General features: G+C 59.1%; 18 protein-coding genes. 6 read left to right on the forward strand and 12 right to left on the reverse strand.

Features of this window, described 5'->3' with window-relative positions:
- Positions 1–156 precede the first annotated feature (156 nt).
- Positions 157–1,182, forward strand: coding sequence for an Ldh family oxidoreductase (locus B060_RS0109220; protein WP_018081491.1), 1,026 nt, complete (start codon positions 157–159; stop codon positions 1,180–1,182).
- Between the two features lie 93 nt (positions 1,183–1,275).
- Here the strand turns inward: B060_RS0109220 and B060_RS0109225 are convergent, their stop codons facing one another.
- The 6 genes from B060_RS0109225 to B060_RS0109250 form a co-directional block, all read right to left on the reverse strand.
- Positions 1,276–1,944, reverse strand: a complete 669-nt coding sequence (locus tag B060_RS0109225) for a DsbA family oxidoreductase (RefSeq protein WP_018081492.1) — start codon at positions 1,942–1,944, stop codon at positions 1,276–1,278.
- 60 nt (positions 1,945–2,004) lie between these two features.
- Positions 2,005–2,589 (reverse strand): hypothetical protein, encoded by a 585-nt coding sequence (locus B060_RS0109230; RefSeq protein WP_051081040.1) that lies wholly within the window; start codon positions 2,587–2,589, stop codon positions 2,005–2,007.
- Between the two features lie 51 nt (positions 2,590–2,640).
- Positions 2,641–4,530 (reverse strand): sodium:solute symporter family protein, encoded by a 1,890-nt coding sequence (locus tag B060_RS0109235; RefSeq protein WP_018081494.1) that lies wholly within the window; start codon positions 4,528–4,530, stop codon positions 2,641–2,643.
- Between the two features lie 46 nt (positions 4,531–4,576).
- Complete coding sequence (locus tag B060_RS0109240; RefSeq protein WP_018081495.1) at positions 4,577–5,746, reverse strand: AGE family epimerase/isomerase; 1,170 nt, start codon at positions 5,744–5,746, stop codon at positions 4,577–4,579.
- On the reverse strand, positions 5,743–6,963 hold the full coding sequence (locus B060_RS0109245) for a glycoside hydrolase family 130 protein (RefSeq protein ID WP_018081496.1): 1,221 nt from the start codon (positions 6,961–6,963) through the stop codon (positions 5,743–5,745). Before B060_RS0109245 ends, B060_RS0109240 begins: the two co-directional genes overlap by 4 nt.
- An 86-nt stretch (positions 6,964–7,049) precedes the next feature.
- Positions 7,050–7,733 (reverse strand): DNA-3-methyladenine glycosylase I, encoded by a 684-nt coding sequence (locus B060_RS0109250; protein ID WP_018081497.1) that lies wholly within the window; start codon positions 7,731–7,733, stop codon positions 7,050–7,052.
- Positions 7,734–7,847: 114 nt separating this feature from the next.
- Between B060_RS0109250 and B060_RS0109255 the strand changes: the two genes are divergently transcribed.
- The 3 genes from B060_RS0109255 to B060_RS0109265 all read left to right on the forward strand — a co-directional run bounded on the left by B060_RS0109255 (position 7,848) and on the right by B060_RS0109265 (position 10,724).
- The gene (locus B060_RS0109255) at positions 7,848–8,261 is read left to right on the forward strand and encodes a MerC domain-containing protein (protein WP_018081498.1); all 414 of its coding nucleotides are present in this window, start codon (positions 7,848–7,850) and stop codon (positions 8,259–8,261) included.
- 90 nt (positions 8,262–8,351) lie between these two features.
- Positions 8,352–8,666, forward strand: coding sequence for a Dabb family protein (locus tag B060_RS0109260; RefSeq protein WP_018081499.1), 315 nt, complete (start codon positions 8,352–8,354; stop codon positions 8,664–8,666).
- Positions 8,667–8,744: 78 nt separating this feature from the next.
- Positions 8,745–10,724 (forward strand): glycosyltransferase family 39 protein, encoded by a 1,980-nt coding sequence (locus B060_RS0109265; RefSeq protein ID WP_018081500.1) that lies wholly within the window; start codon positions 8,745–8,747, stop codon positions 10,722–10,724.
- Positions 10,725–10,850: 126 nt separating this feature from the next.
- Here B060_RS0109265 and pstB read toward each other — a convergent pair whose 3' ends face one another.
- The 5 genes from pstB to B060_RS24155 all read right to left on the reverse strand — a co-directional run bounded on the left by pstB (position 10,851) and on the right by B060_RS24155 (position 16,117).
- Complete coding sequence (pstB, locus tag B060_RS0109270) at positions 10,851–11,660, reverse strand: phosphate ABC transporter ATP-binding protein PstB (protein WP_018081501.1); 810 nt, start codon at positions 11,658–11,660, stop codon at positions 10,851–10,853.
- Between the two features lie 30 nt (positions 11,661–11,690).
- Positions 11,691–12,545, reverse strand: coding sequence for a phosphate ABC transporter permease PstA (gene pstA / locus B060_RS0109275; protein ID WP_018081502.1), 855 nt, complete (start codon positions 12,543–12,545; stop codon positions 11,691–11,693).
- Between the two features lie 11 nt (positions 12,546–12,556).
- A complete protein-coding gene (gene pstC, locus B060_RS0109280; protein ID WP_018081503.1) occupies positions 12,557–13,543 on the reverse strand; it encodes a phosphate ABC transporter permease subunit PstC in 987 nt (328 codons plus the stop codon).
- A 197-nt stretch (positions 13,544–13,740) separates the two neighbouring features.
- A complete protein-coding gene (gene pstS / locus B060_RS0109285; protein WP_018081504.1) occupies positions 13,741–14,796 on the reverse strand; it encodes a phosphate ABC transporter substrate-binding protein PstS in 1,056 nt (351 codons plus the stop codon).
- Positions 14,797–14,950: 154 nt separating this feature from the next.
- On the reverse strand, positions 14,951–16,117 hold the full coding sequence (locus tag B060_RS24155; protein ID WP_018081505.1) for a porin family protein: 1,167 nt from the start codon (positions 16,115–16,117) through the stop codon (positions 14,951–14,953).
- A 292-nt stretch (positions 16,118–16,409) separates the two neighbouring features.
- Here B060_RS24155 and msrB point away from each other — a divergent pair, with 292 nt between their 5' ends.
- Positions 16,410–16,877, forward strand: a complete 468-nt coding sequence (gene msrB / locus B060_RS0109295) for a peptide-methionine (R)-S-oxide reductase MsrB (RefSeq protein ID WP_018081506.1) — start codon at positions 16,410–16,412, stop codon at positions 16,875–16,877.
- Positions 16,878–16,890: 13 nt separating this feature from the next.
- Entirely contained in the window at positions 16,891–17,496 is a 606-nt protein-coding gene (msrA, locus tag B060_RS0109300; protein ID WP_018081507.1) for a peptide-methionine (S)-S-oxide reductase MsrA, read from the forward strand.
- Positions 17,497–17,535: 39 nt separating this feature from the next.
- Here msrA and galA read toward each other — a convergent pair whose 3' ends face one another.
- Entirely contained in the window at positions 17,536–20,025 is a 2,490-nt protein-coding gene (gene galA / locus B060_RS0109305; RefSeq protein ID WP_018081508.1) for a beta-galactosidase GalA, read from the reverse strand.
- Positions 20,026–20,111: the final 86 nt, after the last annotated feature.

A 20,111-nucleotide genomic window follows, 5' to 3' on the forward strand; every position in this document is an offset into this window, starting at 1 on the left:
GGCAGCATGTACAGCAAGCGCCCTATATAGGCCGCACCCCGACATTCGCCAACCGAATTGCCGACTATATTTCATGCAGGCTCGCAGCTTATCATTTCATTTGTATATGATATACGTATTGCGATATGTGAGGCCTGATATATTGCGGAGATCACCATGTCTGACACCCATACCCTGTCCCTCGACGACGCCTGGTCTTTGAGCGTCCGGATATTGGAGAGCAACGGTTTCTCGCCGGATCATGCCCGCGCCATCGCCCGCACCATCTGGCAGGGCCAGCGCGACGAATGCCATTCACACGGCCTTTATCGTTTGCTGGTCTGCACCCATACTTTGAAAACCGGCAAGGTATCGGCCAATGCCGTGCCGGAACTGACCGACGCGGCTCCCGGTCTGGTGCGCGTCGATGCCAGGGGCGCCTATTCGCTGCTCGCCTACGATACCGGACGTCCGGTTCTGATCGAAAAGGCGCGCAAGCAGGGCATTGCCGCGCTCGCCATCAATCACTGCTACCACTTCTCCGCCTTGTGGCCCGAGGTCGAGGCCATCGCCGCCGAAGGTCTGGTGGCGCTGGCCATGACACCCAGCCACTCATGGGTGGCCCCGCATGGCGGCACCAAAGGCGTTTTTGGCACCAATCCGCTGGCCTTTGCCTGGCCACGTCCTGAAGGCAATCCCTTTGTGTTCGACTTCGCCACCAGTGCGGCGGCACGCGGCGAGATCGAACTGCACCGCCGTGCCGGCAAGGCTATTCCCGAAGGCTGGGCGGTCGATAGCGACGGCCAAACGACCACCGATGCCGAAGCAGCCATGAAGGGCGCCATGCTGACCTTCGGCGGCCACAAGGGCTCGGCGCTTTCCGCCATGATCGAACTGATGGCCGGACCGCTGATCGGCGATTTTCTCAGCCTGGAATCGCAGGCCTATGATGCCGGCGCCGGCGCCACGCCCTATCATGGCGAACTGATCCTCGCCATCGATCCCAAGATCTTCATGGGCGCCGATCATGCCGTACACAGCCAGCGCGCCGAGGCTTTGTTTGATGCGGTTCTCGGTCAAGGCGCGCGCCTGCCATCACAGCGGCGCTATGAGGCCCGCGCCCGCAGCGAAGCCAGCGGCACGGTCACAATTCCGCAGGCGTTGTACGACGACCTACAGGCGCTGATCTCCGAAGATGAATAATCTTCGGCAAGGGTGACCACCCGTCGCCGCTCATGCGGCGAACCATGCGGCGCTTGAGCTGAAAAAAGAATACGGGTTGCTGCGCAGTGAGTATTAACAGCCATCAATGCCGCAAGCATCGCCTTCGATAATCGGATTTTTAGCGGCCTCCGCAGAGGCGGCTTCAAGCGTTTGCAGGAAGGCCTGAACGGGTTGCGCGCCGGAGACGGCGTACTTGCCATCGACCACCACAAATGGGACGCCGCGCACGCCGATGGCCTGCGCCTGGCGTTGATCGAGCGCGATCTGCATGTCGATCTCGGATGAGGTGAAGGCGGCATCGATATCGGTTGCCATCAGCCCAAGATCAGCGCCGATCTCATGCAGCACAGCGCGATCGAAGATGTTGCGGCCATCGGTGAAATAGGCGCGATAGAGTTGCGCCACGGCCTCCGCCTGTTTGCCGCGCCCTTGCGCCAGCGCGATCAGGCGATGGGCATCGGTCGTATCGCCAGAGAGTGTGCCCGCGAGATGAAATTCCAGTCCGGCATCGGCGGCGCGGGCCTCAACCTGCGCCAGATTGGCACTCACCTGCTGGGGCGTCATACCATACTTATGCTGCAGCATCTGGTCGGTCGGGATGACGGATTGTCCCGGTGACAGGCGGAAGGCGCGATGGGTAATCTCGGCCTCACCGCCCCACTGGGCCAGAGCGGTTTCCAGTTCCGCCTTGCCGATATAGCAGAACGGACAGATGACATCGGACCAGATTTCGATTTTCACAGCAGGGGCTCCATAATGACGTCTACTGTATGTAGTTGAGTTACAGTTTGATGCAAGGGACTAGCTCGCAGGTTTCGTCCGACAAGTGGAATCGTAGGCCTCAGCGTAAGGCTTATCGAAGCAATTAATCAGGCCATCAACAACATCCAGATTAGAAGGCCAGGTGATCGTTACCCCATATTTAGTCTTGAAATCCGCCGCCGCTGCATCCCAGCCATCTGGCTTAGGTTCGGCAGCTAACTTTGTCCGCGCCGCCAGAAGCGCCGGCTTGTCGTGCTTAAGAAAAGCGACCGTTGCTGCGCCGTAATCGCGCGTGGATGGGTCCGGATTATCCGCAGCCAGCAATGGAATAGCATTCCCATAATCACCAAATGACGCCCGCATCTGGCCTTCATGCCAATTTAAAATCCACCGATCATTCGCCGATAGCTCCGCGTGGGCAGCACGAAAATCACGAATGAGGTCGGCCGCGACGGGTTCGCATCCTTTGTTAGCGGCCAGCGGACGCCAGCCCCCCTGCATGTTCTGGTCAAACGCCTTGTAATCCAGTGACAGCAATAGCGCTTGATCGTAATTACAATCGGCCGCCTGTACCGCCGGCGCAATAACCAGAAGTCCCAATGCAACCAGAAAAGCCTTTAACATGATACCCACCTCCCAGCGCACTTAACTGGACGGATGTGACGGCATTATGGCTTAAGCCGGGTCATCCCGCATACGATCCCACCAGGTGAATTTCATCACCACCGAACACAGCGCCACCAGACCAAGCGTCCACCAGAACTTGTCCATCTCGCGGATGATCATGAAGATCGCCGAGGCGGTTATCGCCGTCTGCCAGATAACGCCGACAATCGAATTGAACATGTCGCGCGCAAAATCACGGTTTGGCTGAGCGTCAGGCTGATCCTGACGAAGCGCTGCAAGCACCGGTCCCCAGAAACCCCACGGACGGGTCTTGCGGTAGAATTCCTTGAGCACCGCCATATCGGTCGGCCGGGTCAGATACGACCCGACAACCGCCACCAGTGCGCACGCAATGAACAGCCATGGGAAAGCACGCAGCGGATCGATCACCATGCCGGTCACCTCCTTCGGCAGCGCCATCCACATGGCCACCACCACGCCCAGCGCCATGCTGGCGGCGTAGCCCGTGCCGTTCAGCCGCCACCAGTACCATTTGATAACGTTGGCGACCGTATAGCCGCCGTAGAGCCCAGTGGTGATCCAGCCCACCACCTGATCGATGGATTTCAGTTGCCAGCCGATAAAGGCGCCCAGCACGGCAAAGGTCAGGGAGGTGGCGTAGGACAGGTGCACCAGTTTCTTATCCGAAGCATCGGGGCGGATATATTTCTTGTAGATGTCGTTGACCACATAGGCGGGGGCTGCGTTGAGCGAGGCCGAATAGGTGGCCATAAAGGCGGACAGCATGCCCGCCAGCGCCAGCCCCATCAAGCCCGCCGGCATATAGTTGCGGATCACCCATGGCAGGATGCTGTCGATATCGCCGGCATAGGCCTGCCCGGAAGCGACGGCTGCGGCCTGCATCTGCGTCCATTGCGGCCCGATGAAACATAGCGCCAGAACCGCCATACCGGCGATCATCAGATAGCGCGGGAACAGCAGCACCACATTGACGAAACCGGAAATCTTGGCAGCTTCGGTCGGCGATTTGGCCGAGAGCAGGCGCTGCATGTCATAGTTGGGTGCAGGGCCCGACATGGCCTTGAAGAAGCCCTGAAAGGTCATCAGCAAAAAGAAGATACCAAACGCCGAATAGCCCTCCTGCGAGATCACCTTCACCGCGGTTTCGCCCACCACTTTTTGTTGCGGCAGAGCATCACGCGCCACGCCGGCCCAGTCGAGATTGAGATATTGCCCGAAGGTGACATCGTGCCAGCCCGCTGGCACCACGGCACGGATCATCTCCGGGGTCACCAGCGTCATGGCAATCCAGGCGATGGCGATACAGACGATCAGCTTGATAAAGAATTGCAGAATTTCGGTCATCACCACCGAATACATGCCGCCCTTGACGGAATAGACCGTGGTTAGCGCCACGACGATCAGGCCGTAGATCTTGTCGTTGATCATCGGCTCGGCGCTGAACCGGTAGGGAATGAACTCCGCCGCCAGCTTGCCAATCCCTAAGAAACCGAAGGCCAGCATCCCCACCACCATGATAAGGGCAAAGACGACATTGATCAGGTGCGAGGCGCGCGCGCCGGTATCCTCACCAAAGCGAAAACTGATCCATTCGGCACCCGTCAGCTTGCCCGAACGGCGCAACCAGATGGCCAGGAACGCCATCAGGAATATCTGGTTGAAGACCGGCCATAGCCAGGGAATAAACACCGATTTCAGGCCATAAACCACCAGAAGCCCGACCATCCACATGGTGCCGGCGACATCGAACATACCCGACGCATTGGAAAGCCCCAGTACCCACCACGGCAGCTTGTTGCCGGCGAGGAAATAACTCTGCAAATTACCCGAAGACAGCTTGGCCACCCAGAAACCAAGCCCGATGGTCAGCAGGATATAGCCCCCGACTATGGCCAGATCGATCGGTTGTAAATTCATGTTCCCTACCCCCTTATTCTGTTTATGTCGCGGGTCGTCTCAGTCTTCAGGCTCGCAGGCGTCGGTCCAGTTCGATCATCGCCCGGCCATTGTGATACGGGCATTTCCATATGCCCGCCTTGTAGATTTTTTCGCGCTCGGCCGAAGCGGCATACCAGGTCCATTCATTGGCGCCGCCCGCGCCATACTGCGCCTTGGTATAGAGCCACACCTTATCGGCGGCTTCCATCCAGGTCGTATCATCCGTCATCTGCCAGGCGTTGACAAAGCCTATCAGCGCCTCGGCCTGCCCCCACCATTCGCCATCGCGATCCAGATGGCCGTCATGGCTTGTCTCGTAAGCCAGCGCCCCTTCCGCGTTCAGACCTTCGCGCCGCGCGCTTTCCGCCAGGGCCAGCACCACCGGTCGCACCTGTGTACGTAAAGTCTCATCGCCCAGCACTTCGGCCGCTTCCCAGATCAGCCAACTCGCCTCGATATCGTGACCATAGGAGACACGTGTCGTGCGATCGGTCCAGTCCATATCGAAGAACAGTCGCAGATGGCCGTCGCGGCCTGTAAATCGTTCCAGCATCACGCTCAAAACGCGCCTTAGGCACGCCTCTGTACCCCCGCAGGATGCCACGGCGTGCAGGCGCGTATAGGCCTCCAGCACATGCAGGTGCGTATTCATCGTCTTGGGCGCGGCGACGTCTTTTTCGGAAAGGCGCTGATCGGACAAGGGCAGCCAGTCGCGGCTCAGGGCCTCGATATAACCGCCTTGCGCTTCATCCCAGAAGCGCGCCTCGGTCAGCGCCTGAAGGTCGCGGGCAAAGGCCAGTGCCGCCGCGTCCCGCGTGGCGTGATAGTATTCGGCAAAGGCGTAGATGGCAAAGGCCTGCGAATAGGCCTGCTTCTTGCTGTCGAGCGGTTGTCCCGCCGCATCGAGCAACCAGTACAGTCCCCCATGCTCACCATCAAGAAAACGCTCGCGGATATAAGCCGCCGCGCGATGCGCCAGATCGAGCGCACGCACATCGCCCGACCAGTCCGCCATGGCGCTGAAAAACCATAACAGCCGCGTGTTGAGGATCACGCCCTTCGGCGCCTCAGGCACAGGCTGGTCATCGGCGTCGATCTCACCCAGAAACCCGCCGCGCGCCTCATCGATCAGATGATTGGCCCACCAGTCGAGCAGACGCAAACCTTCGGCACGGGCGTCATCGCGCAGGCTCATCTGGCGGCCAGTAAAGAGGCCTTGTAGGCTTCGTTTTTGGAAATCAGATCCATACGCTGCTGCACGCACGCTGCCGAGGTCAGAGGATCGGCCGGCGTATTTTTGCAGTAATCGATCAGTTGCGCCACGGACGAGGTCGCCACATGCAGGCGCGTATCGGACGAGGCGTAGTAGATGAAGACCTTGCCATCCGCATCAGCGATCCAGCCGTTTGAGAAGGTGACGTTGGACACGTCGCCCACGCGTTCCTCGCCCTGCGGCGCGATGAAATGACCGCCCGGCGCATGGATGATCTTCCATGGCTGATCGAGCGCAGTCATGAACATGTAGAGCACGTAACGCAGGCCGGCAGCGGTGTTGCGCACGCCATGCGCCAGGTGCAGCCAACCGTCCGGCGTTTTGATCGGCGCCGGTCCCTGACCGTTCTTGATTTCCTTGATCGTGTGGTAGGCCTTGTTATCGACGATGACTTCCTTGTCGATCACCGCTTTCGTCATGTCGTCGGTCAGACCCCAGCCGATGCCGCCGCCCGAACCGACCGAGATAAAGCCATCCTGCGGACGGGTATAGAGCGCGTACCTGGTTTTTCCGGATTCATCGGCGACAAACTCCGGATGCAGCACCACATTGCGCTGCTGGCCGGAATGGGTGACGAGATCCGGCAGTCGCTCCCAGCTTACAAGATCTTTCGTGCGGGCGATGCCGCATTGCGCCGTCGCCGCCGACAGGTCGTTGGGCAGAGCATGGTCTTTGCGCTCAGTGCAGAAGAGACCATAGATCCAGCCGTCTTCATGCTGCGTCAGGCGCATATCATAGACATTGGTGTCAGGCTCATCGGTCTGCGGCAACACGATCGGCCTGGGCCAAAAACGAAACCCATCGACGCCATTGACGCTCTCAGCGATCGCGAAGAACGATTTGCGATCATCGCCCTCCACACGCACGACCACCACATATCGACCCTGCCACTTCATCGCCCCGGCGTTGAACGTGGCATTGATGCCCATCCGCTCCATCATGAACGGATTGGTTTGCGGGTTGATATCATAGCGCCATTCCAGCGGCACATGGGCGGCGGTGACGACCGGGCGCTGCCAGCGCTGATAGATGCCATTACCGGGCGCCAACAGGCTGTGATGCGGCGCATTGGGCGCAGAAACAAGCGCCTCAAATTCCGCCCGCAAATCCGCCAGTCGCTGTTGCGCATATACCGTCATTCGTCGTCTCCCGCTATCCGCCCGATTGTACCATGGTTCGGATTGGTATTGGGATGAGTAAATTTGATTTATTAAATGCGCAAGATTTAATCGACCGACCAAGCAAGGATCTGGCTGATCTGGGTCAGGCCGCGCCCGCTCTCTTGGCGCCACTCATCCAGCGCCGCCTGCACCTGCGCAAGCGCCCTTTTTGACGTCGGTTCGCCGTCGATGGTGCCCCAATGGTTCAAGGCCTTCACGACGCCGGGCGTCAGGATCAGGGCATCGACGCCCATGCGACGCATCATACGCTGTCCGGTGGCACCGCCCAGCCGTGAGCCGCGCATTTTTAGCTCCAGACATAGCTCGATATAGCGTTCCGGCGACCACGCCGCGAACCAGGCACCGGCCGAGCCATGCGTCTTGCCCATATCCGAAATGAAGCGTGCATTTTCCCCCACCGAACGGATTTTCTGTGCGTTGGCTACCAGGCCCGGCGCTTTCAACAGGTCATCGAGATCGTCATCCGACATGAAAACCCAGCGCGTTATGTCGAAACCGTCAAAGGCCGCCTCGAACTGCGGCCAGCGCTTGTCGATCAGATCCCAGTTGAAACCGGCTTCGAAAATACAGCGCGTCATCTGCGACAGCCAGCGCTCGTCAGGAATAGCCGCGACCTCCGCTTGTCCCAAAGGCTTTAACAGCAAGGCATCGAGACCTTTTTCATCGCCGGGCGACTGGCTGGCATGACGCGCCTTGGCCCGTGCCTCGATATCGACAAATGGCGTCACTTTATCTCTCCGGGGATATTTATTTGCGTGATCGGGGCACCGCGACCTTGCAAAAAGTTATGATATAACATATTTGCTCTTCACGGCCTTCCGCCGCCTACGGTATCACTGCTCATGCTGCACCTGAAGAAAAAATGGCTCGATATCGCCTCGTTGGGGCTGTCTGCCCTGTGCGTGGTGCATTGCCTTGCCCTGCCATTCCTCGTCGCCACCCTGCCCATGCTGACGCCCTTCACCGGAAGCTGGGTCCATGCCGCTCTGGTGCTGACCGCCGCCCCCGTGAGCATCTGGGCGATCCGCGCCTCGCACGTCTGGCGCAAGTGGCAGATTTCGGTTCCGATCATCGGTGGTCTGGTCCTGCTGGCCGCTGCAGCTTTCATACCGGCGCTTGAAGATGTTGAAGTGGCCATGAGCGTTATAGGCGCTCTGTTTATCGCCCTTGGTCACGGCTACAACTATATTTACCACCGCCCGGCGCACATCCATAACCGGGCCTGCGGTCACGCCGAAGGTCTGGCGGGAGAATAATTCGCCTCGTAGCGACAAATTCCCATCTTGACGGAAAGGCCTGAGCCTTTAAGGAACCCGGTAGTTTCATCCGTTGCGAAAAGACCTGCCATGATCCGTCACATCGTTATGTTTTCCTGCAAGCAAGAAGCCGATCGTGACACCATCTATCGCGGGCTTTCGGTCCTGACCCAGATCAGGCACGCCGCCTTGCTGGAAATCTCCTACAACGAAAAGATCGACCAGATCGCCAACGATATCGACATCATTGTCTATGGTGAATTCGCTACGATCGAGGACTTCCGCGCCTACAAGGCCGATCCGATCTATCAGCAGTCCATCGACCTGGTGCGTCATTTGCGCGATGTCCGCGTGGCAGCCGATTATACGGTCTCCAACGCCACGCGCGACGTCGTCACCGCTTAAGCCGGCGGGCGAAGGCGTAATCCCCCTTTACCTGACTTTGCTGGCGCGTCTATAAGTTCGGCAACCTGGGGAGACACTATGGCCGAACTTTACGATCTCAACGAACGCCCGGCCCTGGCGCCGCAGAAGCCTTTTCTCGGCAGCGATGACAATGTGATCCGCGCCCTGATTATCGTTAGCACCGTGCTGGTCGCATGGAAATTCTATGTTGGCCTGATCAGCCACGTCATCTGGGAAGAGGGCCACTTCGTCCTGTCAGGCGAATATTTAGCGCTTGGCTATCCCGATATTCCGGCCGGTTTCCCCTGGCTGGCGCGACTGGTTACTTCAATTTTCGGCTGGCACGTCCTGCCTTTGCGTCTAGTGGCCCTGCTGATCGCCACCGCCATGCCGCTGGCTGTTTATTTCATGGCCACGCCGATCGTCAGCCGACGCAATGCCTTGTGGGCGGCGATGATCGCCCTGCTGATGCCGCCGATTTCGCTCAACGGCACGGTTTTTTATCCCGAAGGCGCCCTGCAATTGCTGATGGCCCTGATGCTGAGCTGCCTGATCCGCGCCATTCAGCAGGATAAGCTAAAGTGGTGGGCTCTGACCGGCGTCTGTGCTGCGCTCGGCTTGTTGGTCCACTTCCGTTTCATGGGCCCCGGCCTCGCTGTCGTCGTCTTCATGCTGGCCAATGCGCAAGGGCGCACCCTGTGGCGCAAGCCCGGCGTCTGGCTGACCGCCGGCATCGCCCTGCTCGGCCTCGTGCCATCGCTAATCTATAATGCCGTCAACGCATGGCCGGCCATCCAGTTTCACGTCCTCAACCGGCCAAAGTTCCAACCTGATTTCGGTCGCGTCCTTGGCTATGTCGAGACCCAGTTCGTTCTGTGCACGCCAGTCTTCTTCGTCGCCATGGTGGTGGCCGCCAAAAACGCGCTGATCCGTGACCGCAACAAGCCGGAAAGCCTGCTCGGCTATCAGGCCGTGGTGATCTTCCTGTTCTATGGCCTGCAAACCATCGTCAACAAGAAGATCATGCCGCACTGGCCCTTCATGGCCTTCGTGCCGCTGCTGCCGTTTATCCCTGACCTGCTGGAGAACTTCATCGCCCGGGCTAGCACGCTCGGCAATCGACGCCTGCGCACGGGCCTGATCGCCACCGCGCCGGTCCTGACGCTGGCCATCGGCATCGCCGGCACAGCCTATCAGGTGGCGTGGAATCATTCGGCCGAGTTGCCCTACGCCCTGCGTGAACGTAACATTCTCAAGAACGAAAACTGGTCGCTGCTGGAGCCTGCCCTGGCCGCCGCCGACAAACGCGCGAAAGAACGCTTCGGACCCGATATCGCCTGGGCCGCCAACAGTCATATGAGCGCCGTCCATTTTGAGTTTCCAGCCATCGAAGGCGTGAAAGGCCGCAGGTTCTACACGCTGGATGATCCAAACGATGAGTTGACGCGCTTTGTCGTGGCGCGCCAGCAATGGGGTCTTGATCTGAACGCGCTCACCGCCAAACAAGGCGGCAAGGGCGTGATGATGGCGGTTCTCGAACCGTCCTATATATATCACGAACTCGATCAGATGAAGATGTACAGCGAGTTGTGCCGGCGCTTCGAGGACATAGAGCCGTTCCGCATCGTCAGCCTGCCGCCTTACAAGATGGCGATCGATTTTTACACGGCCAGGGTCCGCGCCACGCCGCTGACCGGTGATGCCCCCCCATGCGCCTTCTTCCCGCATGCCTATATCGCGCACCCGGAACGCGGCAGGTTCATCAATACGGATGACGGCGGCAATTACCATGGTGTCGCCGCTGATCCGAAAGGCGTCAATGCGGTTGATGTGATGCTGGATGGTAAGGTGGTGACACGCGCGCGTTACGGTCTTGATCCAAAGGAGTTCCGCGTGCCGGATCTGCTGAAGTACGATCCCAACTGGCCAAAGCTGCAGTATGATTTTCAGTTCCCAGAAGGCACGCTGAAATCCGGCGAACATGCGCTCGCTATCCGCGCCACACGTACGGACGGCACGACGTTCGATAGCGCGCCGCGGACCTTGTACGTTCGCTAAACTTACGGGGTTTGGGGTCCGCATCCCAAGCCCTTACTGATCAAATAAAAAGCCCGGTCTGTTTAGACCGGGCTTTTTATTTGAATAGAGGAAGATATGGGGCCACAGGCCCCAAACCCCATAACCTTAACCGAAACGGCCACCGATATACTCGCCAGTCTTGTCGACCTTTGGTTTGACGAACAGTTCTTCGGTAGGGCCAAATTCGATCATCTTGCCGAGGAACATGAAGCCGGTATAGTCCGACAGGCGCGCTGCCTGCTGCAGGTTGTGCGTCACGATAACGATGGTGTAGTCGCTCTTCAGCTCTTCCAGCGTATCTTCCAGCTTGGCGGTCGAGATCGGATCAAGCGCCGACGCCGGCTCATCGAGCAGCAGGATTTCCGGATTGACGGCGATACCGCGCGCCACGCAGAGGCGCTGCTGCTGACCACCCGACAGGCCGAGGCCCGACTTATGCAGTTTGTCCTTCACTTCGTCCCAAAGGGCGGCGCGGCGGATCGAACGTTCAACGATCTCATCCAGTTCGGCTTTCGACTTGTTGGAGTGCAGGCGCACACCGAAGGCCACATTGTCATAGATCGACATCGGGAACGGTGTCGGCTTCTGGAACACCATGCCAATGCGGGCGCGCAGGGCCGCGACATCCACCTTGGGTCCGATGATGTTTTCGCCCTCGAAATCGATCACGCCCTCGGCGCGCTGGCCGGGATAGAGATCATAGATGCGGTTGATCGTGCGCAAAAGGGTCGACTTGCCGCAGCCCGACGGACCAATCAGCGCCGTGATGGCGTGCTTCTTGACCGGCAGGTCGACATTGAACAGCGCCTGATTCTGGCCATAGTAGAAGCTCAGCTTTTTGCATTCGAGCACAAGGCTGCCTTCGGGCGGCGGAACGATAACGCTTTGAAAATCAGCGGAGGTCGTGTCGGTCATGAACTTATTCTCAAGTCAAAATGAAAAGGATTAGTGGCCGGCATTCTTGTCGCGGGCGAGCCAGCGGCCGAGGATATTGACACCCAGCACCGCAGCGGCAACCAGAAGCGCACCGGCCCAGGCCAGCTTGTTGAGGTCTTCATAGGGTGTGAGCGCGAAGTTATACATGGCGTGCGGCAGGCTTTCCATGGCTTCACCCAGATTGGCGGTGAAGAACTGGTTACCCAGCGCGGTAAAGAGCAGAGGTGCCGTTTCGCCGGAGATACGGGCAAAGCCGAGCAGACCGCCGGTCAGCAGGCCAGCGCCGGCCGCCTTCCAGATGATCTGGCGAATGGTGGTGAACTGCGAGGCACCAAGCGCCATACCGGCTTCACGCAAGGCATTGGGTTGCAGGTTCAGGATATCTTCGGTGGTACGTGTCACGATCGGCGTGGCGAGGATGGCCAGGGCCACGGCGCCAGCCCAGCCGGAGAAGTGACCAAGGGCGATCGGCGAACCCGAGACCAGCACCTGATAGACGAACAGGCCGATCAGGATGGAGGGCGCCGACAACAGCACGTCGTTGAGGAAGCGGACGACGTGACCATAGGGCGTGTCGCCGCCGATTTCCGCCAGCCAGGTGCCGGCCAGAACCCCGATGAATAGGGCGATGATCATGGCGACACCGCACATCAGGATAGACCCGACGATGGCGTTTCGCAGACCACCCGGCGAACCGGCGGCCGGCGTATCCATGGTAAAGATCAGCGGGTTCATGCCGCCGATACCCTGTGAGAACAGCGACCACAGTATGAGGGCAAGCGCGCCGAGCGCGATGACCGTGCCGAAGATGCACAGGCCGATGAAGACGTAGTTGGCGATTTTACGGCGAAGAGCGCGATCCATGGGTCTCTCTCCTAGTAGCGTTGCGAAGACAGCAGCCAGCGCGCAATGGCCAGTACCGTGAAGGTGATAAGGAAGAGGACGAGGCCGAGCGCGATCAGGGCGGAACGGTGCAGATCAGCGGCTTCAGCAAACTCGTTGGCGATGGTCGAAGCCAGGGTCGAGCTGGAGTCGAACAGCGACTTGGGGAATTTGTGGGAGTTACCGATGATGAAGGTGACAGCCATGGTTTCGCCGAGCGCGCGGCCGAGGCCCAGCATGACGACGCCGATCATGCCTTTTTGCACGTAGGGGATGATAACCGAGGTGGTGACTTCAAACGGGGTGGCGCCGACACCGAAGGCGGCTTCGCGCACCTGCGGCGGAATGGAGCGGAACAGTTCACGGAAGACGGCGGCCATGTAGGGCAGGATCATGATGGCCAGAACCAGCGAGGCGGTAAAGAGATTGGCGCCGTTGGGGATGCCGGCCACCATCTTGGCAAACCACGAGGTCGGGTCTTGCGAGGCGGCGATGATCAGCGGCGTTTGGATGGTCTTGGCGAACCAGGGGGCGAAAACGAACAGGCCCCACATGCCGTAGACGATGGAAGGGATGCCGGCCAGCAGTTCGACGGCGGTCGAGAGCGGCTGCGCGATCTGGCGCGGGCAGAACTGGGTCAGGAAAACCGCGATGCCGATGGCGATGGGCAAGGCGAACAGCAGGGCGAGCGCGGAGGTGATGATGGTGCCGAGGATAGGCGCGGTGGCGCTGTAGACGTCGGTGACCGGGTTCCACGGCGTATCGATGCAGAACCAGCTATTGTTGCCGACGGGGCATTCCTTGAACTTCAGGAAGAAACCGAAACCATATTCGGAGAGCGCGGGCCAGCCACCAACGATCAGGGTGCCGATCAGCGAGGCCAGAACCACCAGCAGGGTGGTGGCGGCGCCGAACGAGACCCAGCGAAAGATCGGGTCGGTCGGATCGAAGCGCGGTTTAAACTTGGTTTCAACAGACATAGTTCTCTTTGTCCCGGATGTGTTCGGTCAGGAGGCAGGCAAGTGTCGGGCTATAGCGCAAGGCTGGCAGCTTTACTGCCATTGATGGCCAGACACAAGTCAGGCGAGGCACAACCTTCAGGTCAGTCCTCGCCCATTTCTCGTGCTCTCATCAGATACCCGAAGCCAAGCTCCGGGCACCTGGAGGAGCGTCAGGCTTAGGGGTTCGGCGAGGTGTAGACGGCCTTGCCACCCGACTTGATTTGCTGCGCCCATTGCTTGCGCATCATCGTCTTCACGTTGGCAGGCAGCGGCACGTAGAAGAGGTCGTTGGCGTTGAAGTCACCGGCCTTGTAGCCGTAGTCGAAGAACTTCAGAACTTCGGCAGCCTTCGTCGGGTTGGCCTGTTCCTTGTACATAAGGATGAAGGTCGCACCGGTGATCGGCCAGGCATTGGCGCCCGGTTGATTGAGGACGAGCAGATAGTTGCCCGGAGCGTTGGCCCAGTCGGCGCCGGCAGTCGCAGCCTTGAAGGCGGCGGCGGTCGGTTGCGGCCAGGTGGCGTCCTTCGAGGCGACCAGAGCGTAACCGATACCGGTCTTCTGGACGTAGGCGTATTCGACATAACCAATCGAACCTGCGGTTTGGCGAACCAGGGCGGCAACGCCGTCGTTCTTCGCGCCGCCAACACCGGTCGGCCATTCAACGGCGTCAGACGCGCCGACATTGCTCTTCCACTCGTTGGAAGCGATCGAGAGGTAGGAGGTGAAGAGGAAGGTGGTGCCGGAGCCGTCCGAACGGTGAACGACGGTGATTGGCATGGCCGGAAGGTTGAGGCCGGCGTTCCACTTGGTGATGGCCGGATCATTCCACAGGGTGATCTTGCCGAGGAAGATGTCAGCCAGAACGGCGCCCGGCAGCTTCAGCTTGCCGGAAGGCACGCCCGGGATGTTGATGGCAGGCACAACGCCGCCGACAACGGTGGGGAACTGATAGAGGCCCGACTTGTCGAGTTCAGCCTGCGTCAGCGGCTTGTCGGAAGCGCCGAAATCGACCGTCTTGGCCTGGATTTGCTTGATACCGCCGCCGGAACCGATGGCTTGGTAGTTGAGCTGCACACCTGTGGTGCGCTTGTAACCTTCAGCCCACTTAGCATAAAGCGGAGCCGGGAAGGTAGCGCCAGCGCCGGAAATCGTGTCGGCAGCGGTCGCGGCCGAGGTCAGGGTAGCGGTCAGCAGCACGGCTGCGACGGCACCTTTAAAAAACTTGAACATCCATATCTCCTTGAAGGAAGTGTTGGCAGACTGTCTTGCTTTATGCACTAACCGCTTTTTACGACAGTTTTGTAACAGCCCGGGTAATTTAAAAAGACACTGTGTCACAAAGACAGGCTGCCGGAAGCCAACAGCCTGCCCTGTAACGGTTTTCTTAGTAACGCAACTCGGTGAAGATACCGATTTCGTTGAACTCGGTCGTGGTCTTCGCACCCTTAACGGTCGCGCTGCCGGCATAGGCATCGAACGAGTCATGCTTGGCGATCAGGGCCAGCGAGATACCCTTCATCGGCGACATCTGGACGCCGAAGTTGTAGTATTCGCCCTGGTTCCAGGGAGCCAGCTTCTTGGACGGCTTCACATTGTCGTAGCGACCGAAGATGGTGTACATCGGGGTCAGGCGATACGAACCAAAGGCCGAGTAGCCATCCGAGTCGTCAGCCTTGGTGTGACCGGCCGTCGTGTCGATGATGCTGGCGGTCTGCCAATCGGTGGCGGTGAAGTATTCAGCACCCACGCGGATACGATCGCCTGTATAGGCGGCCAGGGCGTTGAAACGCTGAGCGTTATGCGTGTCGACCTTGTTTTCTTTATAAACTGCCGGCGTCGTGCCCGAAGCCGGGGTCACGATGGTGGCGGCGCCATAGGCTTCGTTGCCGCGGGCACCGGTGTAGCTGCCGACAGCGAAGTTCCATTGATCGAACTTGGCGCTCAGGCGGGTTTCAACATCCATGCCGCTCGAACGCGATGAGTCACGGTAGCCCTTACCGTTGATGACCGAAACCTGATAGGCGTAGTAGGTGCCGAACTTGCCGGCTGTGTGAACGCCCCAGTCGGCCGAGGTGCCGAAGGTCGAACGGGCGCCGGTGTTGTTTTGCTCCAGCAGCGTATTTTCCAGCCAGCGGTAGCCATAGATGCTTTCAGCATAGGGGATCCAGGGCATTTCGTTGGAACCGAGCGAAACTTCAAAGGCGGGCGAGAAAGCAGCCTTGAAGTAGGCCTTCTTCACGTAAAGGCCCTGACCGGCAATCGAACCGCTCGTCTGGTTGACCGGCGACACGTCTGTTTGCAGTTGCAGCGAGTAGATGTCGTTGAACTTCTTGTCGACCTGGAAATAGACGCGCTTGACGTCAAAACCGAAACCGTTCTTCGCGCCCGACTTGGCGCCGTTGACTTCCAGCGAGCTCGACGACACGTCGAGGTACATGCGGCCACCGACGGTGATGTTGTCGGTCCAGCTCTGAGCGGAGGCGCCGGAAACAGCGGCGATCATCGCGAGCGCGGCGCTGGCCACGCCAATGACGAGAGACGATTTTTTCATGTGAATGAACCTTGTGCGTTTTTTAAATGTGTAATTTCTGGGGCCGCTTTGTGGCCACGCTCGCCGCAATAGGCTCCGTGTGTGACGGTCGCATGTAGGTTGTTTGACGGTTATGTGACACAGGCCTTTACGGCAGGTTTACAATCGTGATGGATTGAGAGTGCGTGAAAAAAGCCACATCTTCGCGCTATGGGCGTGTCCTTAGACAAGCCACGTGATTCTTTTACAGCGCGATGTAACCCGATCGCGGTTCCTGGCGTATAACCAGCAACAGACCCAACGGAGTTGCCCCATGTTACGCCGTCATTTCCTCACCCTCACCGGCGCTGGTGCGCTGACCACCGCCTGCTCGCAAAGCCAGGCCGAAACCATAGCGCCGCTGAAACTCAGCGACGCCGAATGGAAGAAGCGCTTGCCGCCCGCCGCCTATAATGTGCTACGTCATGCCGCCACCGAGCGCCCCGGCACAAGTCCTCTGCTTAATGAGCACCGCAAGGGGGTTTTCGCCTGCCTCGGTTGCGACCTCACCCTATTCACTTCGGACACCAAGTACGATTCCGGCACTGGCTGGCCAAGCTTCTTCAACGCCATTCCCGGCCATCTGCAGACAAAGACCGATTTCGCCATCGGGATTCCGCGTACCGAATATCACTGTGCGCGCTGCGGCGGCCACCACGGCCACCTGTTCGACGATGGTCCCCGCCCCACCGGCAAACGCTATTGCAGCAATGGCGTGGCGCTCAAGTTCATTCCCGCCTGATAAGGAGCCGATCATGTTACGACGCTTATTCCTGACGACCCTGCTGGCGCTCAGCTTCACCTGCAACGCCATGGCCGCCGACAAGCAGGTGGCGGTTTTTGCCGGCGGCTGTTTCTGGAGCACGCAGAAAGCCTTTGACCATGTAGCGGGCGTGACCAATACGCGCGCCGGCTTCATGGGCGGTGCCGTGAAAAATCCGAGCTACGAGGAGGTGGTGCGCGGCGGCACCGGCCACGTCGAGGCCGTCGAGGTCACCTATGATCCCGACAAGGTGAGCTATGATCAGTTGCTCGATACCTTCTGGCATTCGACCGATCCGACGACGCAAAGCCGTGTGATCTGCGATGGCGGCGAGCAATACCGCACCGCGATTTTCACCTTCTCACCGGCGCAGCAAGCGGCGGCTGTGGCTTCCAAACAGGCCGTCACGCAACAGCTTGGCAAACCGATCCGCACCCTGATCGTCAGGTCCGTCGATACCGGCCTGCCTTTTTATCCGGCGGAAGACTATCACCAGCATTACTGGCAGACCCACAGCGCACAGTATGACGGCTATTATCGCGGCTGCGGCCGAGGGCCGGCGCTCAAGAAGCTGTGGGGCAACAAGGTATCACACTAATTAGAAAAAGCTCCTCGGCGAAGACCGGGGAGCTTTTTATTAGGCTGACTTCAGTATCACCTTGCCGGAGGTCAAGCCATCCGCGCTGGCCGTGACGGTAATGCCACCGACGCCGGTCACCTGCACGATGCCGCTGCACAGGCCGTTGAAAGCCTTGCGCTGTGACTCCTTGTCAGCCTCGTGGCTGTTCGGATTGCCATTGCCGACGCCGATCACCGCAGCCGGTCCCGATACGGTAAAGGTGATCAGATTATCCGCCTTCGGCACCGGACGCCCCTTGGCGTCAAACACCTCGGCCTTAAGCACCGCGCAGTCCATGCTGTCATTTATGAGCGATGTGCGGTCGGTCCTCAGCACGATCTTCGCGGGCGCGCCGGCCGTTTCGCGCTTATCCTTCAGAATGACCTTGCCGGCCTTATAGGCGAAGGCCTCGATCTTGCCCGGCTGATACGGCACGGTCCATTCGACGTGAAAACCCTTTACGACAGTTTTGCGACCCGCCGATTTGCCGTTGACGAACAGTTCGACCTCATCGGCATTCGAATGCGCCCACACGGAGATGTCCTGCCCCTCCTTGCCCTCCCAGTTCCAGTGCGGGAAGAGGTGCAGCAAAGGCTCAGGCCGCCACCAGGCGCGGTAGTACCAGTAATTATCCTTTGGGAAGCCGCAGGTGTCGAGGGCGCCGAATTGCGACGAGATGCTCGGCCATGAGCTATAGGGCGTCGGCTCGCCGCGATAATCGAAGCCGGTCCAGATAAAGCCGCCGGCGATGAAGGGCTGACGCTCGAAATGCGGCCACCAGCCTTCGGCGGTCGTGGCCCACCACGGCGCGGTCGTATCATAGGCCGGCACGATATGGGCGGCGTCATCCTTGATATATTCGCCGCGTGTCGAAACGGTTGAGGCCGTTTCGGTGCCGATGATCGGCATGTTCGGGAACTTTTCATGGAAGCCGTCAATGACCTGATCACGGTAATTGAAACCGATAACGTCGATCACCTCAGTGATGCCCTCGCCATAGCCATTATCCATGGCGGCGGTGATCAGACGGGTCGGGTCAAGATCATTGCACAGGCGCTTCATGGTGCGGGCGATATGCGCGCCGCGCTCGGTTCCCTGCTGAGGCTCCTCATTGCCAATCGACCACAGGATGACAGACGGGTGGTTGCGGTCGCGTCTGATCAGGGTTTCCAGTTGCGCCAGGCCTTCCGGCGACGAGGTCATCAGGCGCGTTTCGTCGATGACCAGGATGCCCATCTCGTCGCACAGGTCGAGCAGTTCGGGCGTCGGCGGGTTGTGCGAGGCGCGATAGGCGTTGCAGCCCATGTCCTTCAGTTGCTGCAACCGCCAGCGTTGCAATGCGTCGGGGATGGCGGCGCCGACGCCAGCATGATCCTGGTGATTGCAGGTGCCCTTGAGTTTGACGGATTTACCATTGAGGAAGAAGCCGGTCTGGGCATCGAACTTGATATCGCGGAAGCCGAAGGGGGTTTCTAGGTAGTCTAATTTTAAATTCCCTTGGACAATTTCAATACCCAAAGCATGCAGAAATGGGTCTTCAAGCGACCACAAGTGAGGCGTCCGGATTTTAAAAGTCTTGGTAACTTCAGTTTTCGCCCAAGCTTCAATCGTTACATCTGATGAATAGGTGAGGTGCTGCGGCAAGTAATTGCCGCTTTCTGAGTGGTCATCAACACCATAAATCAACATGACATTCTTCTGGCTATCAGAATCATTTCTGACCGTCGTCGTCACCTCGACCGTACCGTCCGTCTTCGCCCGCACACAGACGCCGTATTGCGGGATATACACCGGATCGGTCTTGACCAGCCAGACATGGCGATAGATGCCGGCGCCTTCATAAAACCAGCCTTCCCCAAGTGAGGCATCGACACGCACCAGCACCGTATTGGGCTTGTCATCGGTGTTGAGGAAGTCATTCAGTTCGACACGGAAGGGCGTATAGCCGCTCTCATTGGTGCGGACGATATAGCCGTTGACGATGACCATGGCGTCACGGAAAACGCCGTCGAATTCCAGTGATATCCGCTTGCCCTTATCGGCAGCATCGAGCGTAAATGTCTTCCGATACCAGCCGACGCTGGTTTCCGGATAGTCGCGGCCCAGCGGCTTGTAACCGTGATTGGCGGCCGGATCCCAGACCGAACCGTGATCGTCCGGCTTGAGCGGTGTTTTCGGTTCCCTATGCACGAAGGGGAGCTCCACCGCCCAGTCGTGCGGCAGGGTGACCGGCCGCCATTGTGAGTCGTCGTAGTCCGGCTTGGTGACAGGCGTAGCGTCGGGTCCCTGCTTGGCATAGGTGCGCTGATCGCTGCCAAAACCGAAATCCTTCTCGGCATCGTTGAGGTGGCCAAAGGCGAAGCGCCAGCCGGTGTCGAAACGTAGGCGCTGACGTGGAGACTTGACCTCTCCCGTCACAACCGTTTGCGCCTGTCCTGCGCCAGCCTGTACGGCAGCGAAGGTGGCGGCAGCGCTGGCCAGAAGATGGCGGCGGTTCAGCTCCAGCATATCGGCGTTTCCTTTTTTGAGCTTTAACAACAATGATGACCGGATCTCGATAAGGTCAAGACCCGGCCATTGGATAGTTTGTTAAG

Origin of the sequence: Asticcacaulis benevestitus DSM 16100 = ATCC BAA-896, from assembly GCF_000376105.1 — a bacterium.
GTDB classification, from domain to species: Bacteria; Pseudomonadota; Alphaproteobacteria; order Caulobacterales; family Caulobacteraceae; genus Asticcacaulis; species Asticcacaulis benevestitus.

Excerpts from the sequence above, each read along its gene's own strand:
- pstC (WP_018081503.1), bottom strand. The coding sequence starts at position 13,543 with ATGTCTGTTGAAACCAAGTTTAAACCGCGCTTCGATCCGACCGACCCG.
- B060_RS0109235 (WP_018081494.1), bottom strand. The coding sequence starts at position 4,530 with ATGAATTTACAACCGATCGATCTGGCCATAGTCGGGGGCTATATCCTG.
- pstS (WP_018081504.1), bottom strand. The coding sequence starts at position 14,796 with ATGTTCAAGTTTTTTAAAGGTGCCGTCGCAGCCGTGCTGCTGACCGCT.
- B060_RS0109265 (WP_018081500.1), top strand. The coding sequence starts at position 8,745 with ATGGCCGAACTTTACGATCTCAACGAACGCCCGGCCCTGGCGCCGCAG.
- B060_RS24155 (WP_018081505.1), bottom strand. The coding sequence starts at position 16,117 with ATGAAAAAATCGTCTCTCGTCATTGGCGTGGCCAGCGCCGCGCTCGCG.
- B060_RS0109230 (WP_051081040.1), bottom strand. The coding sequence starts at position 2,589 with ATGTTAAAGGCTTTTCTGGTTGCATTGGGACTTCTGGTTATTGCGCCG.
- msrA (WP_018081507.1), top strand. The coding sequence starts at position 16,891 with ATGTTACGACGCTTATTCCTGACGACCCTGCTGGCGCTCAGCTTCACC.
- msrB (WP_018081506.1), top strand. The coding sequence starts at position 16,410 with ATGTTACGCCGTCATTTCCTCACCCTCACCGGCGCTGGTGCGCTGACC.
- B060_RS0109255 (WP_018081498.1), top strand. The coding sequence starts at position 7,848 with ATGCTGCACCTGAAGAAAAAATGGCTCGATATCGCCTCGTTGGGGCTG.
- pstB (WP_018081501.1), bottom strand. The coding sequence starts at position 11,660 with ATGACCGACACGACCTCCGCTGATTTTCAAAGCGTTATCGTTCCGCCG.
- B060_RS0109245 (WP_018081496.1), bottom strand. The coding sequence starts at position 6,963 with ATGACGGTATATGCGCAACAGCGACTGGCGGATTTGCGGGCGGAATTT.
- galA (WP_018081508.1), bottom strand. The coding sequence starts at position 20,025 with ATGCTGGAGCTGAACCGCCGCCATCTTCTGGCCAGCGCTGCCGCCACC.
- pstA (WP_018081502.1), bottom strand. The coding sequence starts at position 12,545 with ATGGATCGCGCTCTTCGCCGTAAAATCGCCAACTACGTCTTCATCGGC.
- B060_RS0109220 (WP_018081491.1), top strand. The coding sequence starts at position 157 with ATGTCTGACACCCATACCCTGTCCCTCGACGACGCCTGGTCTTTGAGC.
- B060_RS0109240 (WP_018081495.1), bottom strand. The coding sequence starts at position 5,746 with ATGAGCCTGCGCGATGACGCCCGTGCCGAAGGTTTGCGTCTGCTCGAC.
- B060_RS0109260 (WP_018081499.1), top strand. The coding sequence starts at position 8,352 with ATGATCCGTCACATCGTTATGTTTTCCTGCAAGCAAGAAGCCGATCGT.